Origin of the sequence: Paenibacillus sp. PvP094, assembly GCF_040546835.1 — a bacterium.
GTDB lineage: Bacteria > Bacillota > Bacilli > Paenibacillales > Paenibacillaceae > Paenibacillus > Paenibacillus illinoisensis.
In genome coordinates, this window is sequence record NZ_JBEPOM010000001.1 from 62,040 (window position 1) to 80,044 (window position 18,005).

Consider the following 18,005-nt stretch of genomic DNA (forward strand, 5'->3'; position numbering starts at 1 on the left):
TCCGCGAGTTTCATCGATTGTTCATGCAAAAAGACTCCTTCACCTGCCGTGAAGGAGCCTCACAGCAGGCATCAGGAGCCTGATCCGGAATGGTTTTGAACCTGTTAGCGATTCAGCAGACTGCCCACATAACGCAGCAGTTCATTTGCGCTGGCTGCCGTATATCCATGTTCTTCGATTAGGCGTTTGATAACCTCGTTCATCCGTTTCAATTGTGTAGCATCCGGTGTTTTGGTTGAAGTTGTAATCTTGACGATGTCTTTCAGGTCTGCGAACAGCTTCTTCTCAATCGCTTCCCGCAGTCGGTCGTGGCTGCTGTATTCAAACTTGCGCTCTTTGCGGGAGTATGCTGAAATTCGGATTAGAATCTCTTCCCGGAATGCTTTTTTCGCATTTTCGGATATGCCGATCTGCTCCTCAATCGAACGCATTAAACGCTCATCCGGATCCATCTCCTCATCGGTTAACGGATCACGGATTTTGGACCAGTTGCAGAAGGCCTCGATGTTATCGAGGTAATTTTCGAACAGCGTTTTGGCAGACTCTTCAAACGAATACACAAATGCTTTTTGCACTTCCTTTTTGGCCAGTTCATCATATTCTTTACGCGCCAGGGCAATAAAGTTCAGGTAACGCTCGCGTTCTTCTTTGGTAATGGAAGCATGCTGATCCAGACCGTCCTTGATTGCCCGCAAAATATCCAGCGCGTTAATGCACTGAAGGTTTTGCTTAATCAAAGCACTGGATATCCGGTTGATGACATAACGTGGATCGATGCCGGACATGCCTTCATCCAGATATTCATTTTGCATTTCACGCAGATCGGCTTCCTTGTAACCCTCAACTTCCTCACCATCATACATCCGCATCTTTTTGACGAGATCCATACCTTGTTTTTTCGTTTCCTTCAGGCGGGTAAGTATGGAGAAAATGGCTGCGGTCCGCAGCGCATGCGGCGCAATATGAACATGTTTCATGTCACTTTGCTGAATGAGCTTTCCATAAATCTTCTCTTCTTCGGAGACCTTCAGATTATATGGAATAGGCATCACAATCATCCGGGATTGCAGGGCTTCATTCTTTTTATTCGAAATAAACGATTTGTACTCAGACTCATTGGTATGAGCAACGATCATCTCATCGGCACTGATTAAGGCAAACCGGCCTGCTTTGAAATTGCCCTCCTGCGTTAGCGATAAGAGGTTCCACAGAAACTTTTCATCACATTTCAGCATCTCCTGGAACTCCATCAATCCACGATTCGCCTTGTTTAATTCCCCGTCAAAACGATACGCACGCGGGTCGGATTCGGAACCAAACTCGGTAATGGTCGAGAAGTCGATGCTGCCCGTGAGATCTGCGATATCCTGGGACTTCGGATCGGACGGACTGAATGTTCCGATCCCTATTCGGTTGTCCTCGGAGATGATAACCCGTTCTACCTTGACCCGGCTGATATCCCCGCCATATTCGGTACGAAGTCTCATCTGGCAGGATGGGCACAGGTTGCCCTCAATACGGACACCAATCTCTTTTTCCACTTCGGGACGAAGCTCCAGAGGGATTAAGTGCAGGGGTTCCTCATGCATCGGGCATCCCTCGATGGCGTATACGGCACCCTTTTCCGTCCGCGAGAACTGTTCAAGACCGCGCTTCAGCAAAGTGACGAGCGTCGACTTCCCTCCACTTACCGGACCCATAAGGAGCAAGATCCGTTTCCGTACATCCAGACGGCGTGCTGCCGAATGGAAATATTCCTCGACCAGCTTCTCAATGGAGCGATCCAGTCCAAAAATCTCCTGTTCAAAAAACTTATACCGCTTATGCCCCCCGACTTCTTCCACGCCAAATGATTCAATCATCTGATACACTCGTGCGTGAGCCGTCATTGCCGGAGTCGGGTCCTCTCTCAGCAGAGCAATATAATCTTCAAATGTTCCATTCCAAGACAAACGGTCACTCTCTGCCCGATATTCCGCAACGCGTTCAAAAATATTCATGCTTGGTACCTCCCATGGCTCCTTTAGTGTGATTGTCAACCATTCCGAATGGTATGAAGAAATCAATAGAATTGCAGCTCCTGCTTGAATACCAATCTGCGGTCCGGATTAGTCCCGCCACCCTCTGTCCAAACGTCTTGTATTGTTGTGAAAAGTGTATTACATACCTATGCGGCAAATCGGATAAGTTGACCTCTTTTTTTCAATTCACGATTCAGAATTTCAGCTTTTCCCTGTTCTATCAGACATCTTGTGCCCTCAGAAAAAAAAGCACGGTTATGATATAATTAAGGTTCTAAATTCAGGGAACCGGACAACGTCCCGCCATGGACGACTTCTTGGGAAAGGAGGAGGAATGATGGCAGTAAAATACGAGACCGAGTTATATTCGCCACTAAAAGCCTTTTTTGAAAAGCAGGGATTCCTGATCAAGGCTGAAGTCAGACATTGCGACCTCGTCGGAGTCAGATCCGATCAAGACGAGCCCCTTATTGTGGAGATGAAAAAAACCTTCAATCTCTCGCTGTTGCTTCAGGGGATGCAGAGGCTAAAACTTAGTCCATTCGTTTATCTGGCTGTAGAGCGCAATCGGAGCAAACGCGGGGCTGTTAACCAGCGCTGGAGCGAACTCACAGCACTGTGCCACCAGCTCGGGCTTGGCTTGATTACGGTGACGTTCTATAAGACCAAGTCACCATTCATTGATGTGCTGTGTGAGCCTGCGGCATTGAACGGTACACACCGGATTCCTTCCCGTAAAGGTGGGGTAAGGCGTCAACGGCTGCTGAGGGAATTTGAAGAACGCAGCGGAGACTACAACACGGGCGGCAGTACCCGCAGGCAGCTGGTAACCGCATACCGGGAGAAGGCGCTGCGTGTTGCCTCTGCCCTGCGAAGCCAAGGTGAAGCTTCTCCTGCCCTACTCGCAAGACAAACCGGCGTCGGATCGGCTGCAGCCATTTTGCAGAAAAATTACTATGGGTGGTTCGAACGTTTGTCACGCGGTAAATACGTACTTACGATCAAAGGGGCACAAGCCCTAACAGAGCATTCTCATATGCTTGAAGACCATGATACGTTGGAACATGATCTAATGGTGCCAGGGAGTCTGAACTCCTCAGAGGATTTTATTGTGGAAGAGCTAGGAGAAATTGCGGAGGCAACGGAGCAATATCGGGTACTCCAAAACGAAGCTTTTGGCTCATTGTCCAAAAATAAATAAACAGTTAAATAAATAAAGAAAAATATTTCAGCAATCATGATGCATACAAAAGAGCCTGTCATCTCGGAGGAGATCACAGGCTCTTGATCAATGATTCTATATAATAGCGATTAGAAGCTTGCTGCTACTTCAGCTGCCAATTTCAGGCCAGCATCTACGATCTCTTGGGAACGATCAGGTGAAGCATTGTGACCTTCAACGATAACGAGCTCAGGGTTTTGGATACCCCAGAAGTTCAGTACGTTTGTTACATATTTTACGGACATTTCAGCAGATGCCATTGGCTCAACGGAGTAAACGCCGCCACGTGCATTCAGCAATGCCACTTTTTTGTCGCCAACCAAACCTACAGGGCCTTCAGCTGTGTATTTGAACATTTTGCCAGCTTGGCTCAGGTAGGAAATGTAGTTTACCAGTGGTGCAGGAACAGTGAAGTTCCACAGTGGGAATGCAAATACTACTTTGTCAGCTGCCAGGAATTGATCTTGCAATTGTGCTGCGAGTGCAGCAGCTTGCTGCTCTTCAGCAGTTGCTTCGATACCGTTAGCTGCTTTATATCCACCTGTAATTACAGTGTTACCGTAGTAAGGGATATCTGTATTGTAGAGATCCAGCTCAGTGATGGTGTCACCTGGGTGGGATTCTTTGTATGCGCTCAAAAATGCATCGTACAATTTTACGCTGACTGCTTGATCCGCAGGACGGTCGTTTGCTTTTACAAATAGAATATTGGACATTTTCGTTCCCCCGTTAATTAAAATATATGAGTGTTTCTCCTGAAATCGCGTTGAATACAACCTATATAAAGAAAACAACAACTCATTAATACATATTATATATAAAAATGTTAGTGGATGCAATAACGTAATTACTTTGGGTAATGAACTCTTTTTATTTGTTCTTCAAAATTTCATATATTTACTTAGGAATCGCAGTTCTCACTTTCTTTTGAAGAAAGCCGCTCTCGCTCTCTTAATCATTCTGCTAATTGCGAGCAGTGAATTCTGAGATAGCTTCACTGATCAGGTTCATGCCCAGCAGCAGCTCGTCGCGTCCAGGATGACTAAAATTCAATCGAATATGACGGTGATCCTGGACACCCGTGGAGCAGAGAGAACCTGGCAGAAAGGACACACCTTTGGAAAGTGCCACTTTGAGCAATGCTCCGCTATCCAGCCCCTCGGGAAGTTGAACCCACAGGTACATGCCCCCCTTGGGGATGGTATATTGAACCCCTTTCCAGCCAGGCCTTTTGAGCAACTCAAGCATCAGCTTCAGTCTGATTTTGTACTCCCGGTTTAGCATGGAGAGATGGTCACTCCATTTAAATGGAGACTGGGCGAGCAGCTGGTATAATAACCGCTGATTCATTGGACTGGATTGCCCGTCAGCAATCCGTTTGACTGAAGCCATGGCTTGTATCAAGGCAGGATGTCCTGCTGCCCAGCCCGTGCGCAGTGCAGGTGCAACCGTTTTGCTGAACGAACCAATATACAGTACATGCCCGCCTTGATCAGCAGTATCGAGCGCAAATAACGAAGGAAATCTGCGATAGAAGTCGGCCGTCTCCAGACCGTCGAAGTGAAGCTCTCCATACGAGTCATCCTCAACAAGCAAAACCCCGTAACGAGAGCACAGATCAAGCACAGCCTCTCTCCGTTCCATGGACCATAGCACGCCCGTCGGATTCGAGAAGCTTGGCGCAGCAAAAAGCAGCTTCGGTCTAAGCTGCTGCATGTGGTGCTCCAATAGATCTGGCAATATGCCGTCTGAATCGCCAAGGACAGGCACAATTTTGGCCCCTTGCATTTCCAGAACTTCAAGACAACCCGGAGAGGTAGGGTGTTCTACCAATACGGAATCCCCTGGCTCCAGCAGCAGACGCATCACCAAATCAATTGCCTGCTGGGTTCCTGTGGTTAATAAAATCTGCTCTGGCACTGTACGTATGTCTTTTCGGATATTCCAGTCCGTGTCCAGCCACTCTCTCAGAGGTCTGTAGCCTGCTGGCTCACCATACTGAAGAGCAGATGGCCCAGAACTGAATACAGATACGGCCGCTTCTTCCAGCAGCTTGAACGGAAATAATTCCTCTGCAGGTAACTCTTCGGCCAGAGAAATGAAATAATCCCGGCCAGACATCTCACGAATATCCCGGAGTGGTGAAGACAACAGCCTGTTTGTACGGGAGGCGAAGAAATATTTCATCGGTCCGTTCCCCTTTCATCAATTCCGAACTGGTGCTCGCAGTCCACAGCCTTCAACCTATTCCTGCTGAGCGCCGAATATGACGATTGGACCTGCCTCCTGATTCATATCCTGTACCTTTATAAATGAAGTACGGTTATCAGGATAGCGTCTTGGCCTGTCTCGCATATAAGGCATAGCGTTCAATAGCTTGCGCACGGCTGCTTACATCCAGCTTCACATAAATTTTGCGCAGATAGTTATCAATGGAACGTCGGCTGACGTTAATCTCACTGGCTATTTTATCATAGGTTACGCCCTGAACAATTCTTTCCATGATAAAAGTTTCGGTTTCTGTCAGTTCCACCAGAAATTCTTCTCCCGGAGAGTCAGACGGCTGAGCCCATTCAGTGCTTGTAAGCCAGGAGATTGGAATGGATACGCATCCCTCCCGCAACCCGGAAATTAGGTGAATCAGCTGGCTAGGGGAAGCCTGTTTCGACAGCATGCCGCTTGCACCAAGACCCATAAGATGACGAAACAACTTCACATTGTCTTCATCTGTCAAAATAATAACATGACTATGCACGGATGCATTCTTCATCTGAGTAATATATGGATCTGCTTGCCCTTCAGGAAGCCGATAATCCATCAAAATGAGATCAGGTTGATGAATCTTCACCAATTCTAGTCCTTCTGTACCTGTTGAGGTCATTCCCCGTACAAGTAAATCCTGCTGCTCTTCCAATATCAATTTGGTACCCAGCATGCTGGTGGGGTGGATATCTACGATGACCACCTGCCATACTTTTTTCATGATTGTTCCCCCTGGTTATGTATTGGACAAATACTTTTCTACTTTTTTGCCTTGATTCTATCACCATACTTGCGACAGTCCACGTATAGAAGAAGCAAAGTCGAATAATGTCGAAATATGATGAATAAATGGATGAACAGCCATGCAGCTGCTTTATTTCACCAAAACTGCATCATGACATTGCAATATATATGCCTCACTCATGCAAAATATAGTATAATTTTCCTGCATCTCTAGCTAAAAAGGTCGAAAATCCTGCCCAAAGTTCCTACTTATTGCATCTATAAGAAATTGTATCCTAGGACTTCCATCCGATGCAATCTCTTTTTATCCTATTACTTAAAGAATTTCATTTTTGCGTAATCAATAGTGGCATGATAGAATGAGGATTGGTATTTTTTTTACCTATTAATAACCAGGAGTGATGATATGAAACCTTCTGCTCAACCTTCTGACATCCATCACACCCGGAGCGCCAAAGGCAAGGCCGGATCTTCAGTCAAGCTTTTTCTGGTCATGTGGATTGTTCTCATTGCACTGGGAGTTGTGGGAACCTACTACTATAGTAACCATCTTCAGAAGCAGATGCTTAGTCAGATTCAGGCCCATAATCAGCAGCAGATTGCCGCGCTAAAAGCGGACTATGAAAATCAGCTAACAACGATATCGAAGGAAGTAGCCGACCTACAGGGACAAGTTCAATCCTTCAACGAGCTGCTGACGTTTACTAAGGATAATGCAAGCGACAAAACGGATAACAGCAATAAGTTGTACACCCAGCTGAGCGAAGTCAAAAAGCAACTGGAAACCCTCCAGAAAAAGATGGACCTGCTCAAATGATTACACCCGTAAAACAGGTTAATCGTTTTTTTATGCTTGCACTTGCTCCTTTTATTGGATTGATCATCTGTTTGCTGCTGCTTCGCCCCCCGCTTGAACCCGGGGATGTGATTCATTCCGGACTGTCAGAGGAAACGATTACTCCCCAGACCCAGGCTATACGCCAGGAGCTTACTGGGGCCAAGGAAGCTGCCGTTCAAACTTCTTCTTCTATTAAAAGAACGACAGAGCTGTATAATCGTACGACCAGTACGATGTCTACCATTGTACAATCGGCGTCGGTACAAGCCGCACGTCCGGAAACGATATACAACCAGCGCATTTCGTCCAAGCTTGGCGTTCCCATCGAAAGGGTTAACAGTGACCGGCTAACGATTGAACTCTATCGAGTGAACCCTGGCACGTACAAGGGTTACGCGATGAAAGTTAAACTGAAGGACCCTACGGCCATGAAAATGGCTATGAGCAGTGAACCAGGAAAAGCCGAGACAACCATGCAGGCCGTTAAGCGAAATGGTGCGATCGCCGGAATCAATGCAGGCGGATTCGCAGATAGCGGTGGCAAACGATACCCGCTCAGCACAACGGTCATGGACGGTAAATATGTGAACGGCTTCCAAGCCAGTTTCAAGGATCTGTTTTTTGTAGGTCTTAACGATACGGGCAAACTGGTAGGCGGCAAATTTTTTGATAAAAACTCCCTGGACCGCCTTAAACCACAGTTCGGCGCAACTTTTGTACCTGTCCTGCTTCAGAACGGCAAGAAAACAGCCATTCCTGCCAAGTGGAAGGTATCGCCCAAGAGGGCTCCGCGTACCGTAATTGGCAATTACAAGGATGATCAGCTGCTTATTATCGTCGTGGATGGATATAACGAAAGCGGAAGCTCTGGTGCGACTCTTGAGGAGCTTCAGGGTCGTCTATACAAGCTTGGCGTAGTGGATGCCTACAATCTGGATGGCGGCGGCTCCTCCTCGCTAATCCTGAACAATCGGGTTGTGAACAATCCATCAGACGGCAATCTCAGACCTGTACCTACTCACTTTTTATTTTACAAATGATTCTGTATAGGCATTCCTTTTCTTCCTTTATTGGTTATAATAGAAGAAAGTGCTAAATGTACAGGAGGTGGCAAGTGTATGTCGTTCTCATTGACATTCTGGATTATTGCAATTGTACTTGCATTGTTCATGACAGGCATTTTCACTGCAGCCTACAACAACGACAAAACCAAGGGCCTTTAATGGCCAAGCCTCTCCTTGTGAGAGGCTTTTTTATTGTGTTCATATACCAAGAGACAAGGCTTAAAAGAATGCTGTAATTCTTCTAAGCCTTGTCTCTCGGGGTACAGCACTGACATCGTTGAAGCTATTCGTGATGATACAACTGACGTAGTCATCCTCTCGCATCAAGAGCTAACCACCCGTTCATGGCGAATAGGCAATGGGATATCTTGTGGAACCTGTCTGCAAACTGAACCACCCTCCACCAATGTAACGTAGATTCGTTCATGATCCACCGGTTCTCCGGCAATAATTTTAATTAACTGCTCCGCTGCAAGGGAACCCCATTTCCTTTTGGAATAATCAATGGTGACCAGCCTTGGTTGAACATATTTGCTCAGTTCAATGTTGTCAAAACCGATGACATCAATATCCCGGCCAATTTGCAGCTCACTTTCGGCCAAGCGATTACACAGACCAATAGCCATCTCGTCATTGAGACAGAATACTGCAGCCGGTCTCGTATACTCTTGAATAATGAACTCAGCAGCCTGCTCTCCGCCACTTTTCTCAAAATCTCCCACAATCTCGATCCATTCCACATTTGCTTCCCGCTCGGTCACTTGTCTTACCGCTTTCATCCGCTGTGCCGAGTCAAATGAACCCTCCGGACCGGTTACAACATATATCTTCGTATGTCCCTGCTCAATCAGATGTTCCATAGCCAGTGTAGCTCCTGCCTTGTTATCCAGCAGTACCTGATTAATGTTCGGATGATGGAGCTCTCGGTCAAGAACGACAATTTTATGTCCCCGATCGGCATATTGCAGCAGCTCTTCACTGGCAAACGTATGATCGAGTATAACGGCTCCATCAATCATTCGCTCCGGAAGCATCCGGTGGGACTGCTTACCACTGCAGACAATCAAGTCATAACCCTGAGCGTTGCAAACCGTTTTCATGCCACTAAGCAAATCCCCGTATACATCTCCGCTAAAGTCTGTCAGAAATACACCGAGAATTTTGGATTCCCTTTTCTTCAACGTTCGTGCGGCAGCGTTCGGAACATAGTTCAGCTCTTTGGCAATGGCCAAAATTTTGGAGCTGGTCTCATCTGTCACTTTATTGCTGCCATTCAGCGCATAAGACACGGTGGAGATCGAAACCCCCGCCTTTTTGGCGATATCCTTGATACTGACCACAATCTTCGCTCCCCTGTTATGTTCATCAGGCCCTCCGGGCTGGAGGACCTGACTTCTTGAATAGTTGGTAAACGGACTAACCTCTTATCTGATGACACTCCGGTTACAGAATCTTCTTTCGATCGCTGTTACCCCAGAAGAGGTCTTCTGCCATTTTTAGCTGTAAATCTCGATCACATTACCTTCGGCCAGACCTTGTTCAAGGGTTGTACGTGAAATACGCAGTCCCCCCTGACGATAAGGCTGCCGCAGTCTCGTCGAATCCAGTTCCTTGCCGTTCAACAGCACACGTTGTACCGTTTCTCCGCCAAGATGATAAACAAAGGTCACGTTCTTTCCGTTATATTGGAAATCAAAGTGCAGGCCATCCAGACTTGCCGGAAGGATGGGATCAATGACGAGATCCTCTTCCTCTTGACGAATGCCCAGTGCGTTCGAGATCAGTTGGTTCATGTAAATCCCTGGTCCGCTGGAATAGATTCTCCAGCCGCCTTTTACCTGAACATCACCGGTGCGAAGCTTATCGAACTGCTCCTGTGCATCGTAGCGGTTGTTAAACTTACCATCAGAACTGCTGAAGTAAGCATTGCTCTGGCGGAGATCCGAATTAGGCACGACTTGCTGAATACCCACAGGGTTGATGATGCCAAGGCCGTTCCATACTTCCTCGGGATTACCAAGTTTCGCCATGGCTTCAATGTAGCGAATATGTGCATGCACATATTGCAGACCAACTTCACGACCGAAGTTGGACGCCTGTTCTGCACGTTTGAAATGTGTGCTTACCCCTCCATCGTATTGGGCTGGACGGTTCATAAGCCGCACGCCGTCCGGGCAGAACAATTTTTCCTTAATCAAACGATAGTGAGACGCAGCTTGTTCTGGCTCCAGAAGCTCTGCAATCATGCTGCGTGTCATCGGCAGCAGACGGTACTGAATGCCAGTCTCGCTGTCATCCGGATGCAGCATCCGCTTGGCTTGCTCTGGATCTTCCATATATACGAAACCAGGAATAACGTCGGTATCCAGCATATATTTGTTGAAGTCCTTTTTAACTCCTGCAGCCATGCTGCTTAATTCTGCCGCTAGTTCCGGCTTCACAGGCACAAGTGCTCTGGATAGTTGACTCAGTGTTTGATACGTAAGGGCAACGGTCCAGCTGCTGACCATATACTGTTTCAGTTGTGCATTCGCGGGTTGAAGTGTATCATCCCAGTCTCCATCACCATACGAGGAAAGGAATGTATCGTGCAGGAAGTGGCTGCGGATATATTCGAGCTCTTTCTGCGCATGCTCCAGCACTGATGCTTTCTCTTCACTAAAATGGAAACCAAGTTTAACGGTGTAAGGAACCTCTTCATCCAGAATGGAGTAATCCTTGGTCGCAATCAGGTAGTCACTCAGTACTTTAAGCGGCCATACAATGATGTCTCCATGGCTCTCTTCCTGCTGAATTTTGAAATAACGGTCAAACATGAACCATTGCGGCCAGTTGCCGTCATCCTCATACTGATGCGAATACACCATTTTCAAAATATCGCGGACCTGTTCATATTTCTGCGTAGCCATAAAGTATTCGACCGGCCCCTGACATACATCCCGTGTACCCCAAGCTGCGCCGCCATATTGCTCCAAACCGTGCGGAACGGAGTAATGGACCAGCATATTATGGGTATACCACCATGCAAGCGCATTGACCTTGAACAACTCTTCTGCATTTGGCTTCCCAGGACGCGACAGATGGAACCCGTTCATGACTTCCGCATAAAACGCACGATAAGCATTAACTTCCTCCTCGAAGCTGCGTGTGGACAACACCACACTTTCTCCTTCAAGCAGGCCTTGAATGGTCATTGTCCATTCAGCCGTACTCCCCAGCTGCAAGGTGAAAATAGATCCGTCACCCGAATTCACACCACTCGCCAGTCGGGTCTCATCGCCAACTTTTACTCCCGCTCCGCTCACAGACATGCGATATTCCAGATTCGGGTATTCCTGGGTGCTGAGGCTGTCCGTATTCGCCTTAATGCGAAGTTCACCGTTCTGTTCGGTGACACGGGCAGGTAGTTCATATTCATTCACATTCATGGTGATCTGATTGGTGATCAGGTAGCGATAAGCGATTCCTTTTTCCGATTTCACATGCAAACGTATTTCAGGAGTATCCAGTGTTGTATAGTTCGTGACAATCAGCGTGTCCTGATCCGTTTTGTAATACCAACGCACATAGTTGAAGCCCATCTCGAAGAGAGACGGCATGGTGAGCAGATGGAAGACTCCGTCCATCTCCACGTAGATCCGCTGACCGGAGGATTTCGCGATATTCAGCGCACTGCGGGCATTGCTCATCATTTTGTTAAAGTTCGTATTGCCCACAACGATGTGTGAGTTAAAAATACCGTACATATAGGAAGTCGTCGTAATCACATTCTCGCCCAGTTTCACATTGTTTCCGCTCATCAGAATATGACCGTGCGGACGCTCCACGCGCATTTCCTTTTCCTTGAGGACGATATGCTCATAAGTGTCTGTGAAAAATGCCAACAGTTCGCCATCGGCACGTTCTTCCTGTTGTCTGGTTGAAGCCGGGAAACGGGCATTCACTTCGTCATCAGACATAGCCAAAGTACGAAGCGGCTCACCCAGAGTCGGGTTCAGGGACACTTTAGGCAAAGCGTTGGCAGAGCTAGCTGCAACAGCTCCGTTCCCTGTACTTTTCGCTTCATATTCGTTCCAGGCCTGTTCCACAACATCCTTATATTCCAGTTCCTTAATGGCTGCCGCATGATTCGCCTGGAACAGGCCGTAGAATACAAAGCGGGCTTCGCCATTCAAAACCACGGTTTCTGACTGAAGGGCTGTATATGCAAATTCATATTGATACACTTCATTCGCCAGCGACGGTTTAAGCAGGCTTTCAGGAATATTCGTTTCCTTGTAGCTTAAGCCAAAGAATTGGAATCCATCGGTTGAATACCCCGTAGCACGAGTTAGAGATCCCTGCTGCACATACGGAAATACTCCGCCCTGGGGTTGATTTTGCCTGGATGCTACGACATAGCCCCATTTGTCATCCTCGAAGACCGTATGATCAATATATTGCGAAAGATAGGCTTCATTGCTTCGTACCGCTCCGGGGTCAGCTATGCCAATGTCTTGGCCGTAGATGACGTCCACTTTTTCCCCGTGGCCGTTAACCGTTACATCCCAGAACCAGACTCCCCGAGCTGTCGGTGCAAAAACAACCTGATAAGTCACACCTTCCGCATTTCCCGCCCACACCAAGCGGTCTCCGTCCTGTTGAACCTGGCTCTCGGAATGGATGCCGAGCATGGGAACATAACGAATACTGGATTCGTCATGAAAACGCAAATAGAGATTATTCATGGACCCGTCCACCGGGCTTGTCATTAATTGATTGATCATGGCCTGTCCACTTACTGCCTGGAACAGATCACCGCTCTCCCAGAATGTGAAGTTCAGCTCGCCGGCTTGAATGTTGATTTGCGATCTAGTCATCGTCTTCATGTATCTATTCATATCCTCCTATCCTGCCTTCTTCCCCTGCCAAGCAGCCTTGAAGAAGGCAGTGCATCTTCACTGCATTTTTATGCCAAATTCCAATAACTTGCGGTAACTTGCATTCATTACACCAACTTGAATGTGCTTTCCAGGGTATCGCGGCTGTTAGGCCCGACAAAAATCTGGAATGTCCCTTTGTCACTGCGGTAAGTCAGATCGGAATGATGATAGCGAAGTTGTTCCTCATTTAACGAAAATGTAGCCGTACCGCTCTCGCCTGGCTCGAGAGCAAGTTTCGTATAGCCCTTCAGCTCACGCATCGGACGTACGACCTCACCGGTTACATCACGCACATAGAGTTGAACTGTCTCCACACCTGCGCGCTGTCCGGTATTCGTTACACGAACCTGGATGCTGATTGGTTGATCGGCAGTCATCTCCTGGCTGGAGACTTCCAGATCAACGTATTCAAACGTGGTGTATGACAAGCCATAGCCAAACGGAAGCAGTGGATCGTTCGGGCTATCAATATACTTTGAAACATAACGTTCTTCTGTTTTCTCCGGGTTCAGTGGGCGTCCTGTGTTGAAATGGTTATAATACACCGGGATCTGACCGACGGACTGCGGGAAAGACATCGTCAAACGTGCAGATGGATTCACTACGCCTGTGAGAACATCAGCAATCGCTGCTCCGCCTTCACTGCCCGGGAACCACGCTTCAAGTACGGCGTCCGATTCTTCAAACACGCCATGCAGATCCAAAGGACGACCATTAAAAATCACGCTAGCTATCGGTTTACCTGTCGTCTTCAACTGTTTGATGAGTTCAAGCTGAGCTGCTGGCAGACGAATATCGGTACGCGAACCACCTTCACCGCTCATTTCAGAATCTTCACCCAGAGCCAGAACGATAAGGTCAGCCTTACTCGCCGTTTCCATGGCTTCAGTGATTTGTTCCGAGGTGATCGTGTGAACGCCACTTCCTTGGGCCATGTGAACCTGTCCATGCTGCAGACGCTCCTGCAGTGCCGTTCCCAGCTTGACAGCATCCGCCTTCACGCCTTCACAAGACCACCAGCCGAGAATGTCTTCACTCTGGGCAAAAGGCCCAATCAATGCGACATTCGCTTCCGGCTGAAGCGGAAGTACACTGTTATCATTTTTCAGCAAAACAGCCGATTTGGTTGCCAGCTCGTAGGATACCTGACGATGTTCCTTCGAGAATACAATCTCGCGCTCGCGTTCCGGGTCAGCGGCACGAAGTGGATTGTCGAACAATCCCAGTTTTTCTTTGAGCTGCAGAATACGGAATACAGCTTCATCGATAAGCTTCTCTTCCACTTCACCGCTCTGGATCAGCTCAGGCAGATGATTAACATAACAAGGGGTCATCATCTCGATATCCACGCCTGCGCGAATGGCACGGTATGCCGCTTCGCGATCATCTTCAGCTGCACCATGTGCAATCATCTCGCGGATGGAAGCCCAATCCGAAATCAATACACCATCGAAGCCCCACTCGTCACGTAAAATGTCACGCATCAACTTTTCATTGCCGCTCGCTGGGATGCCATCTACTGTATTGAACGAAGCCATCACCATTTCGACGCCTGCATCCAGGGCAGCTTTGTATGCTGGCAAATAATACTCACGCAGATTGCGCTCGGACATATCTACGGTGTTATAGTCACGTCCGCCTTCAGCAGCACCATACGCTGCAAAGTGTTTGACGCAAGCAGCGAGACGATCTGGCTCATCTTTCAAATTGTCTCCCTGATACCCACGTACAAAAGCCGCCGAGAACAGGCTGTTGAGGTACGGATCTTCGCCTGTCGTCTCCATCACGCGGCCCCAGCGCGGGTCACGAACCAGATCCACCATTGGAGAAAATGTCACATGCAAACCGGACACTGCGGATTCGCGTGCAGCAATCTCTGCACTTTTCTCAGCCAAGTCCGTATCCCATGAACACCCAATCGCCAGTGGAATCGGGAAAATCGTTTTAAAACCATGCACGACATCTGCCATAAACAACAGTGGAATACCGAGACGGCTTTTTTTCAAATAGGCTTGCTGTACATCAATAATGGCCTGTGCGCCTGACAAGCCCAGGATGGAGCCACTGGCAACGACAGATTGCTCTGTAATCCCCATTTCTTCCATCGGTCCAGTAATCTGGCCTTGGGCATCCGTCCCTTCGTAAAAATTGGCGGTCAATTGAAGAAGCTGAGCTGTTTTCTCCTCCAGCGTCATCTGTTTGACCAGGTCAAGCAACTGCTCATTATTCATATCCGTTATCCTCCACTGCATGTTGTTGAAATAAAGAACCCGGCTGCGTTCGGGGAGAGACCGCGCACCGGGTTCAGAATGGTGGGCTGACAGAATCGTCCTGTCATGTCCCATCTTGTTAACTACTGAATGATTACTTGAATTCGCTGTTCAGTTCATCCAGGTAAGGTTGAACCAGGGACATCTTGCTGTTCACCCATTCTTTCCAGTTAGCTTCCAGATCTCCACTTTTGAGGATCAGGTTGGCATATTCGTTCTGGTAATCGAATGAAGCTTGACTCTTAGCTTTGGAATCGTACAGGTTGACATCCCAGTCGTATGTTGCGAGCGATTGACCTTCTGTACCGAGTTTTGCTTTTTCCTCGAACAGTTTTACGGCTCTATCACGGTAATCCTTTTTAATAGCAGGGTTTACAACACTGAAGTCGTCACCCAGGAGATACAGACCTTCGAAGCGTGCTGGGTATTTGTCTTCCAGAACTGTTCCTTCTGGCAACAAGCTAACCAGTTCGTTGTTCTCATCATATTTCCAGTCCGTTCCTTCGAAGCCCATGTTAATAAGCAACTGTCCTTCTTTTGTCGCGGAGTAGTCGATCAGATCCATAATTCGTTCAAATTTCTCGTCACTGATCTCAGGGTTGAAAATCAGCGCGGACCAGAAGTTTGCTTGCTCCAAGTTGCGATATTTCCCGTCATCTCCAAGAACGATTGCAGTGTGTACCAGCTCATCACTATCTACACCCAGGTTCTTTCTCATATCGGTGTCCAAACCTTGTCTGTATGAAGCCAATCCACCCAGACTTGTAACTGCAGCAGTACCTGTTACTTTAAAGTTGTTTTGACCTTCATTGTTTTTCCATGTGTAGAACTCTGGATTGAGCAGTCCATCCTTATAGGCTTTTTGCATCAATTTCAGTCCTGTCAGCGTCTCAGGATCCGCTGGTCCCCAGTGGAACTGACCATCTTCACCTTTATAGAACGGAGCATCCGTCATGGCATGCACACTGTTCGGCATAATCATGTTTGTCATAGCGTCTGCAGCATTGTAGGACAGAGGTACAAGTTTGCTGCCTACTTTGCCTGGATCTTTTTCTTTCACAAGCGCAGCATATTCATTAATTTCAGATGTTGTATATGCATCTTTCAACTCGAAACCAACCGCTTCAGCCCAGTCCTTACGGAGAGCAATAACCCCGATTTGGTTTGTCAGTGGATCAGCAGGTTTGTTCTCATAATAAATTGGTCTAGGCAAGAGATACGTTCCGCCAGTCAGTTCTTCCAATTTATCTCCGAGTCCTGTCAAGTTGTAAGCTGCTGCCACGTTCGGCCAGCGTTCCTTCCAGTCATCCGGGAATTTGTAGAAGAGTCCTTGATCAATATTGTTCAAGGCATCACCGTGAACATAGTTCCATACGGATACATCCGGCAAATCACCTGAGTTGATCCACAGGCGAAGTTTCTCGCCCCATGAATCCCAGTCAATATAGTTGTAGTCCCAAGTTACATTGAACTTGTCTGTCCAGAATTTATGGAACTCATTATCCATGTTCCCGTTTTTTACTTCCGTAAGGTTAGCTACAGAGATGGTCAGGTTATCTGTATAATTTCCCTCTGCATCCTTCTCGTTGCTACCTTCCGAACTACTACTGGAACAAGCTGTCACCACCAACATCAACATACAGAGCGTGATGGCAAAAATGGATCTAACAGACAACTTTTTGTTCGTCTTCATGCTTTTACCCCCATGTTTTTTAGTAGAATTTTAAGTCAAAATCCTATACGTATAATCAGGTCTTGATAGCCCCTGTTAATACCCCTTTGGCAAAGTGCTTTTGCAGCATTGGGAAGAAACACATAATTGGCACCATAGTGACAAATACCGCAGCCATTTTCATCCCCATTGAGAAATTGCTGACTTGCGTTGCATCCACGCTGGAAGCATTGGAGGCATTGGTTTGTGATGTAGATATAATCGTCCTAAGTACATTTTGCAGTGGTAACTGATCTGCCTTTCGCAGGAAGATCATCGCATCGTACCAACTGTTCCAGTAGGCCACCCCATAGAACAGCGTGATCGTAGCAATGATTGGTGTGGCCAGAGGAAGAACGACGTTGAACAGGATTCTCCACTCCCCTGCACCATCCAGTCGCGCAGATTCCATTAGCGATTCCGGCAAAGTGTAGAAGTAGTTCATCATCAGGATCATGTTAAATGCACTGAAGCTTCCCGCAAGAATAACGGACCATAGCGATCCCGTCAGATGAAGTGATTTCATGATCAGGTAGAGTGGTACGATACCACCATTGAAGATCATGGTGAACAGCACTAGGAAAAAGATAAATTTCTTAAATGGAAAGTTGCTGCGACTTAGTCCATACGCCATGCTTGTTGTCAGGAACATACTGAGAGGCAAGCCAATCACCAGCAGGATCAGTGTATTTTTGTACCCCGAAAGGATAGTCCCGTCCGCAAACAGTGCTTTATAGGAATCCAAAGTGAACTCTTTAGGAAACATCAATAATGGATTGTCGGCATATTCTTTCTGTGTTGCAAACGAGATCATGATGACATTCCAGAACGGAATCAGAATCATCAGGGCAAGCACAAGTAAGATGGCGAAGATAACGTAATCCAGAAGCGTCATTCGTTCTGTACCAATCTTCGACTTTTTGTTAGCTTTCTTGCTCATTTCATTTTTCC

The 18,005-nt window shown here is 47.3% G+C and carries 12 protein-coding genes; 3 read left to right on the top strand and 9 right to left on the bottom strand.

The window, feature by feature from the left end; all coding sequences use genetic code 11:
* Positions 1-104: 104 nt before the first annotated feature.
* Complete coding sequence (locus ABIC22_RS00355) at positions 105-2,000, bottom strand: PrkA family serine protein kinase (RefSeq protein ID WP_095288253.1); 1,896 nt, start codon at positions 1,998-2,000, stop codon at positions 105-107.
* A gap of 358 nt (positions 2,001-2,358) precedes the next feature.
* On the opposite strand from ABIC22_RS00355, the gene ABIC22_RS00360 reads away from it, so the two are divergent.
* Positions 2,359-3,222 carry a DUF2161 domain-containing phosphodiesterase gene (locus ABIC22_RS00360; RefSeq protein ID WP_154895920.1) on the top strand — a complete coding sequence of 288 codons (864 nt, stop codon included), beginning with the start codon at positions 2,359-2,361 and terminating at the stop codon, positions 3,220-3,222.
* A gap of 110 nt (positions 3,223-3,332) precedes the next feature.
* Here ABIC22_RS00360 and ABIC22_RS00365 read toward each other — a convergent pair whose 3' ends face one another.
* The 3 genes from ABIC22_RS00365 to ABIC22_RS00375 all read right to left on the bottom strand — a co-directional run bounded on the left by ABIC22_RS00365 (position 3,333) and on the right by ABIC22_RS00375 (position 6,226).
* Positions 3,333-3,959 (bottom strand): FMN-dependent NADH-azoreductase, encoded by a 627-nt coding sequence (locus ABIC22_RS00365; protein WP_127539458.1) that lies wholly within the window; start codon positions 3,957-3,959, stop codon positions 3,333-3,335.
* A gap of 247 nt (positions 3,960-4,206) precedes the next feature.
* Positions 4,207-5,430, bottom strand: a complete 1,224-nt coding sequence (locus tag ABIC22_RS00370) for an aminotransferase-like domain-containing protein (RefSeq protein WP_095288256.1) — start codon at positions 5,428-5,430, stop codon at positions 4,207-4,209.
* A gap of 139 nt (positions 5,431-5,569) precedes the next feature.
* Positions 5,570-6,226: a response regulator transcription factor gene (locus ABIC22_RS00375; protein WP_095359066.1), complete on the bottom strand. Its 657-nt coding sequence runs from the start codon at positions 6,224-6,226 to the stop codon at positions 5,570-5,572.
* Positions 6,227-6,655: 429 nt separating this feature from the next.
* Here ABIC22_RS00375 and ABIC22_RS00380 point away from each other — a divergent pair, with 429 nt between their 5' ends.
* Together ABIC22_RS00380 and ABIC22_RS00385 are read left to right on the top strand one after the other, a co-directional pair.
* Positions 6,656-7,066 carry a uroporphyrinogen-III C-methyltransferase gene (locus tag ABIC22_RS00380; RefSeq protein WP_095359067.1) on the top strand — a complete coding sequence of 137 codons (411 nt, stop codon included), beginning with the start codon at positions 6,656-6,658 and terminating at the stop codon, positions 7,064-7,066.
* A complete protein-coding gene (locus ABIC22_RS00385; protein WP_354477073.1) occupies positions 7,063-8,127 on the top strand; it encodes a phosphodiester glycosidase family protein in 1,065 nt (354 codons plus the stop codon). The genes ABIC22_RS00380 and ABIC22_RS00385 overlap by 4 nt, the downstream gene beginning before the upstream one ends.
* Positions 8,128-8,474: 347 nt before the next feature.
* Here ABIC22_RS00385 and ABIC22_RS00390 read toward each other — a convergent pair whose 3' ends face one another.
* The 5 genes from ABIC22_RS00390 to ABIC22_RS00410 all read right to left on the bottom strand — a co-directional run bounded on the left by ABIC22_RS00390 (position 8,475) and on the right by ABIC22_RS00410 (position 17,994).
* Positions 8,475-9,491 (bottom strand): LacI family DNA-binding transcriptional regulator, encoded by a 1,017-nt coding sequence (locus ABIC22_RS00390; protein WP_354477076.1) that lies wholly within the window; start codon positions 9,489-9,491, stop codon positions 8,475-8,477.
* Positions 9,492-9,647: 156 nt separating this feature from the next.
* Positions 9,648-13,019 (bottom strand): GH36-type glycosyl hydrolase domain-containing protein, encoded by a 3,372-nt coding sequence (locus ABIC22_RS00395; RefSeq protein ID WP_354477079.1) that lies wholly within the window; start codon positions 13,017-13,019, stop codon positions 9,648-9,650.
* A gap of 119 nt (positions 13,020-13,138) precedes the next feature.
* A complete protein-coding gene (gene bglX, locus ABIC22_RS00400) occupies positions 13,139-15,304 on the bottom strand; it encodes a beta-glucosidase BglX (protein WP_354477082.1) in 2,166 nt (721 codons plus the stop codon).
* 133 nt (positions 15,305-15,437) lie between these two features.
* Positions 15,438-17,036, bottom strand: a complete 1,599-nt coding sequence (locus tag ABIC22_RS00405; protein WP_127539452.1) for a type 2 periplasmic-binding domain-containing protein — start codon at positions 17,034-17,036, stop codon at positions 15,438-15,440.
* Between the two features lie 55 nt (positions 17,037-17,091).
* Positions 17,092-17,994, bottom strand: a complete 903-nt coding sequence (locus ABIC22_RS00410; protein ID WP_095288264.1) for a carbohydrate ABC transporter permease — start codon at positions 17,992-17,994, stop codon at positions 17,092-17,094.
* Positions 17,995-18,005 lie beyond the last annotated feature (11 nt).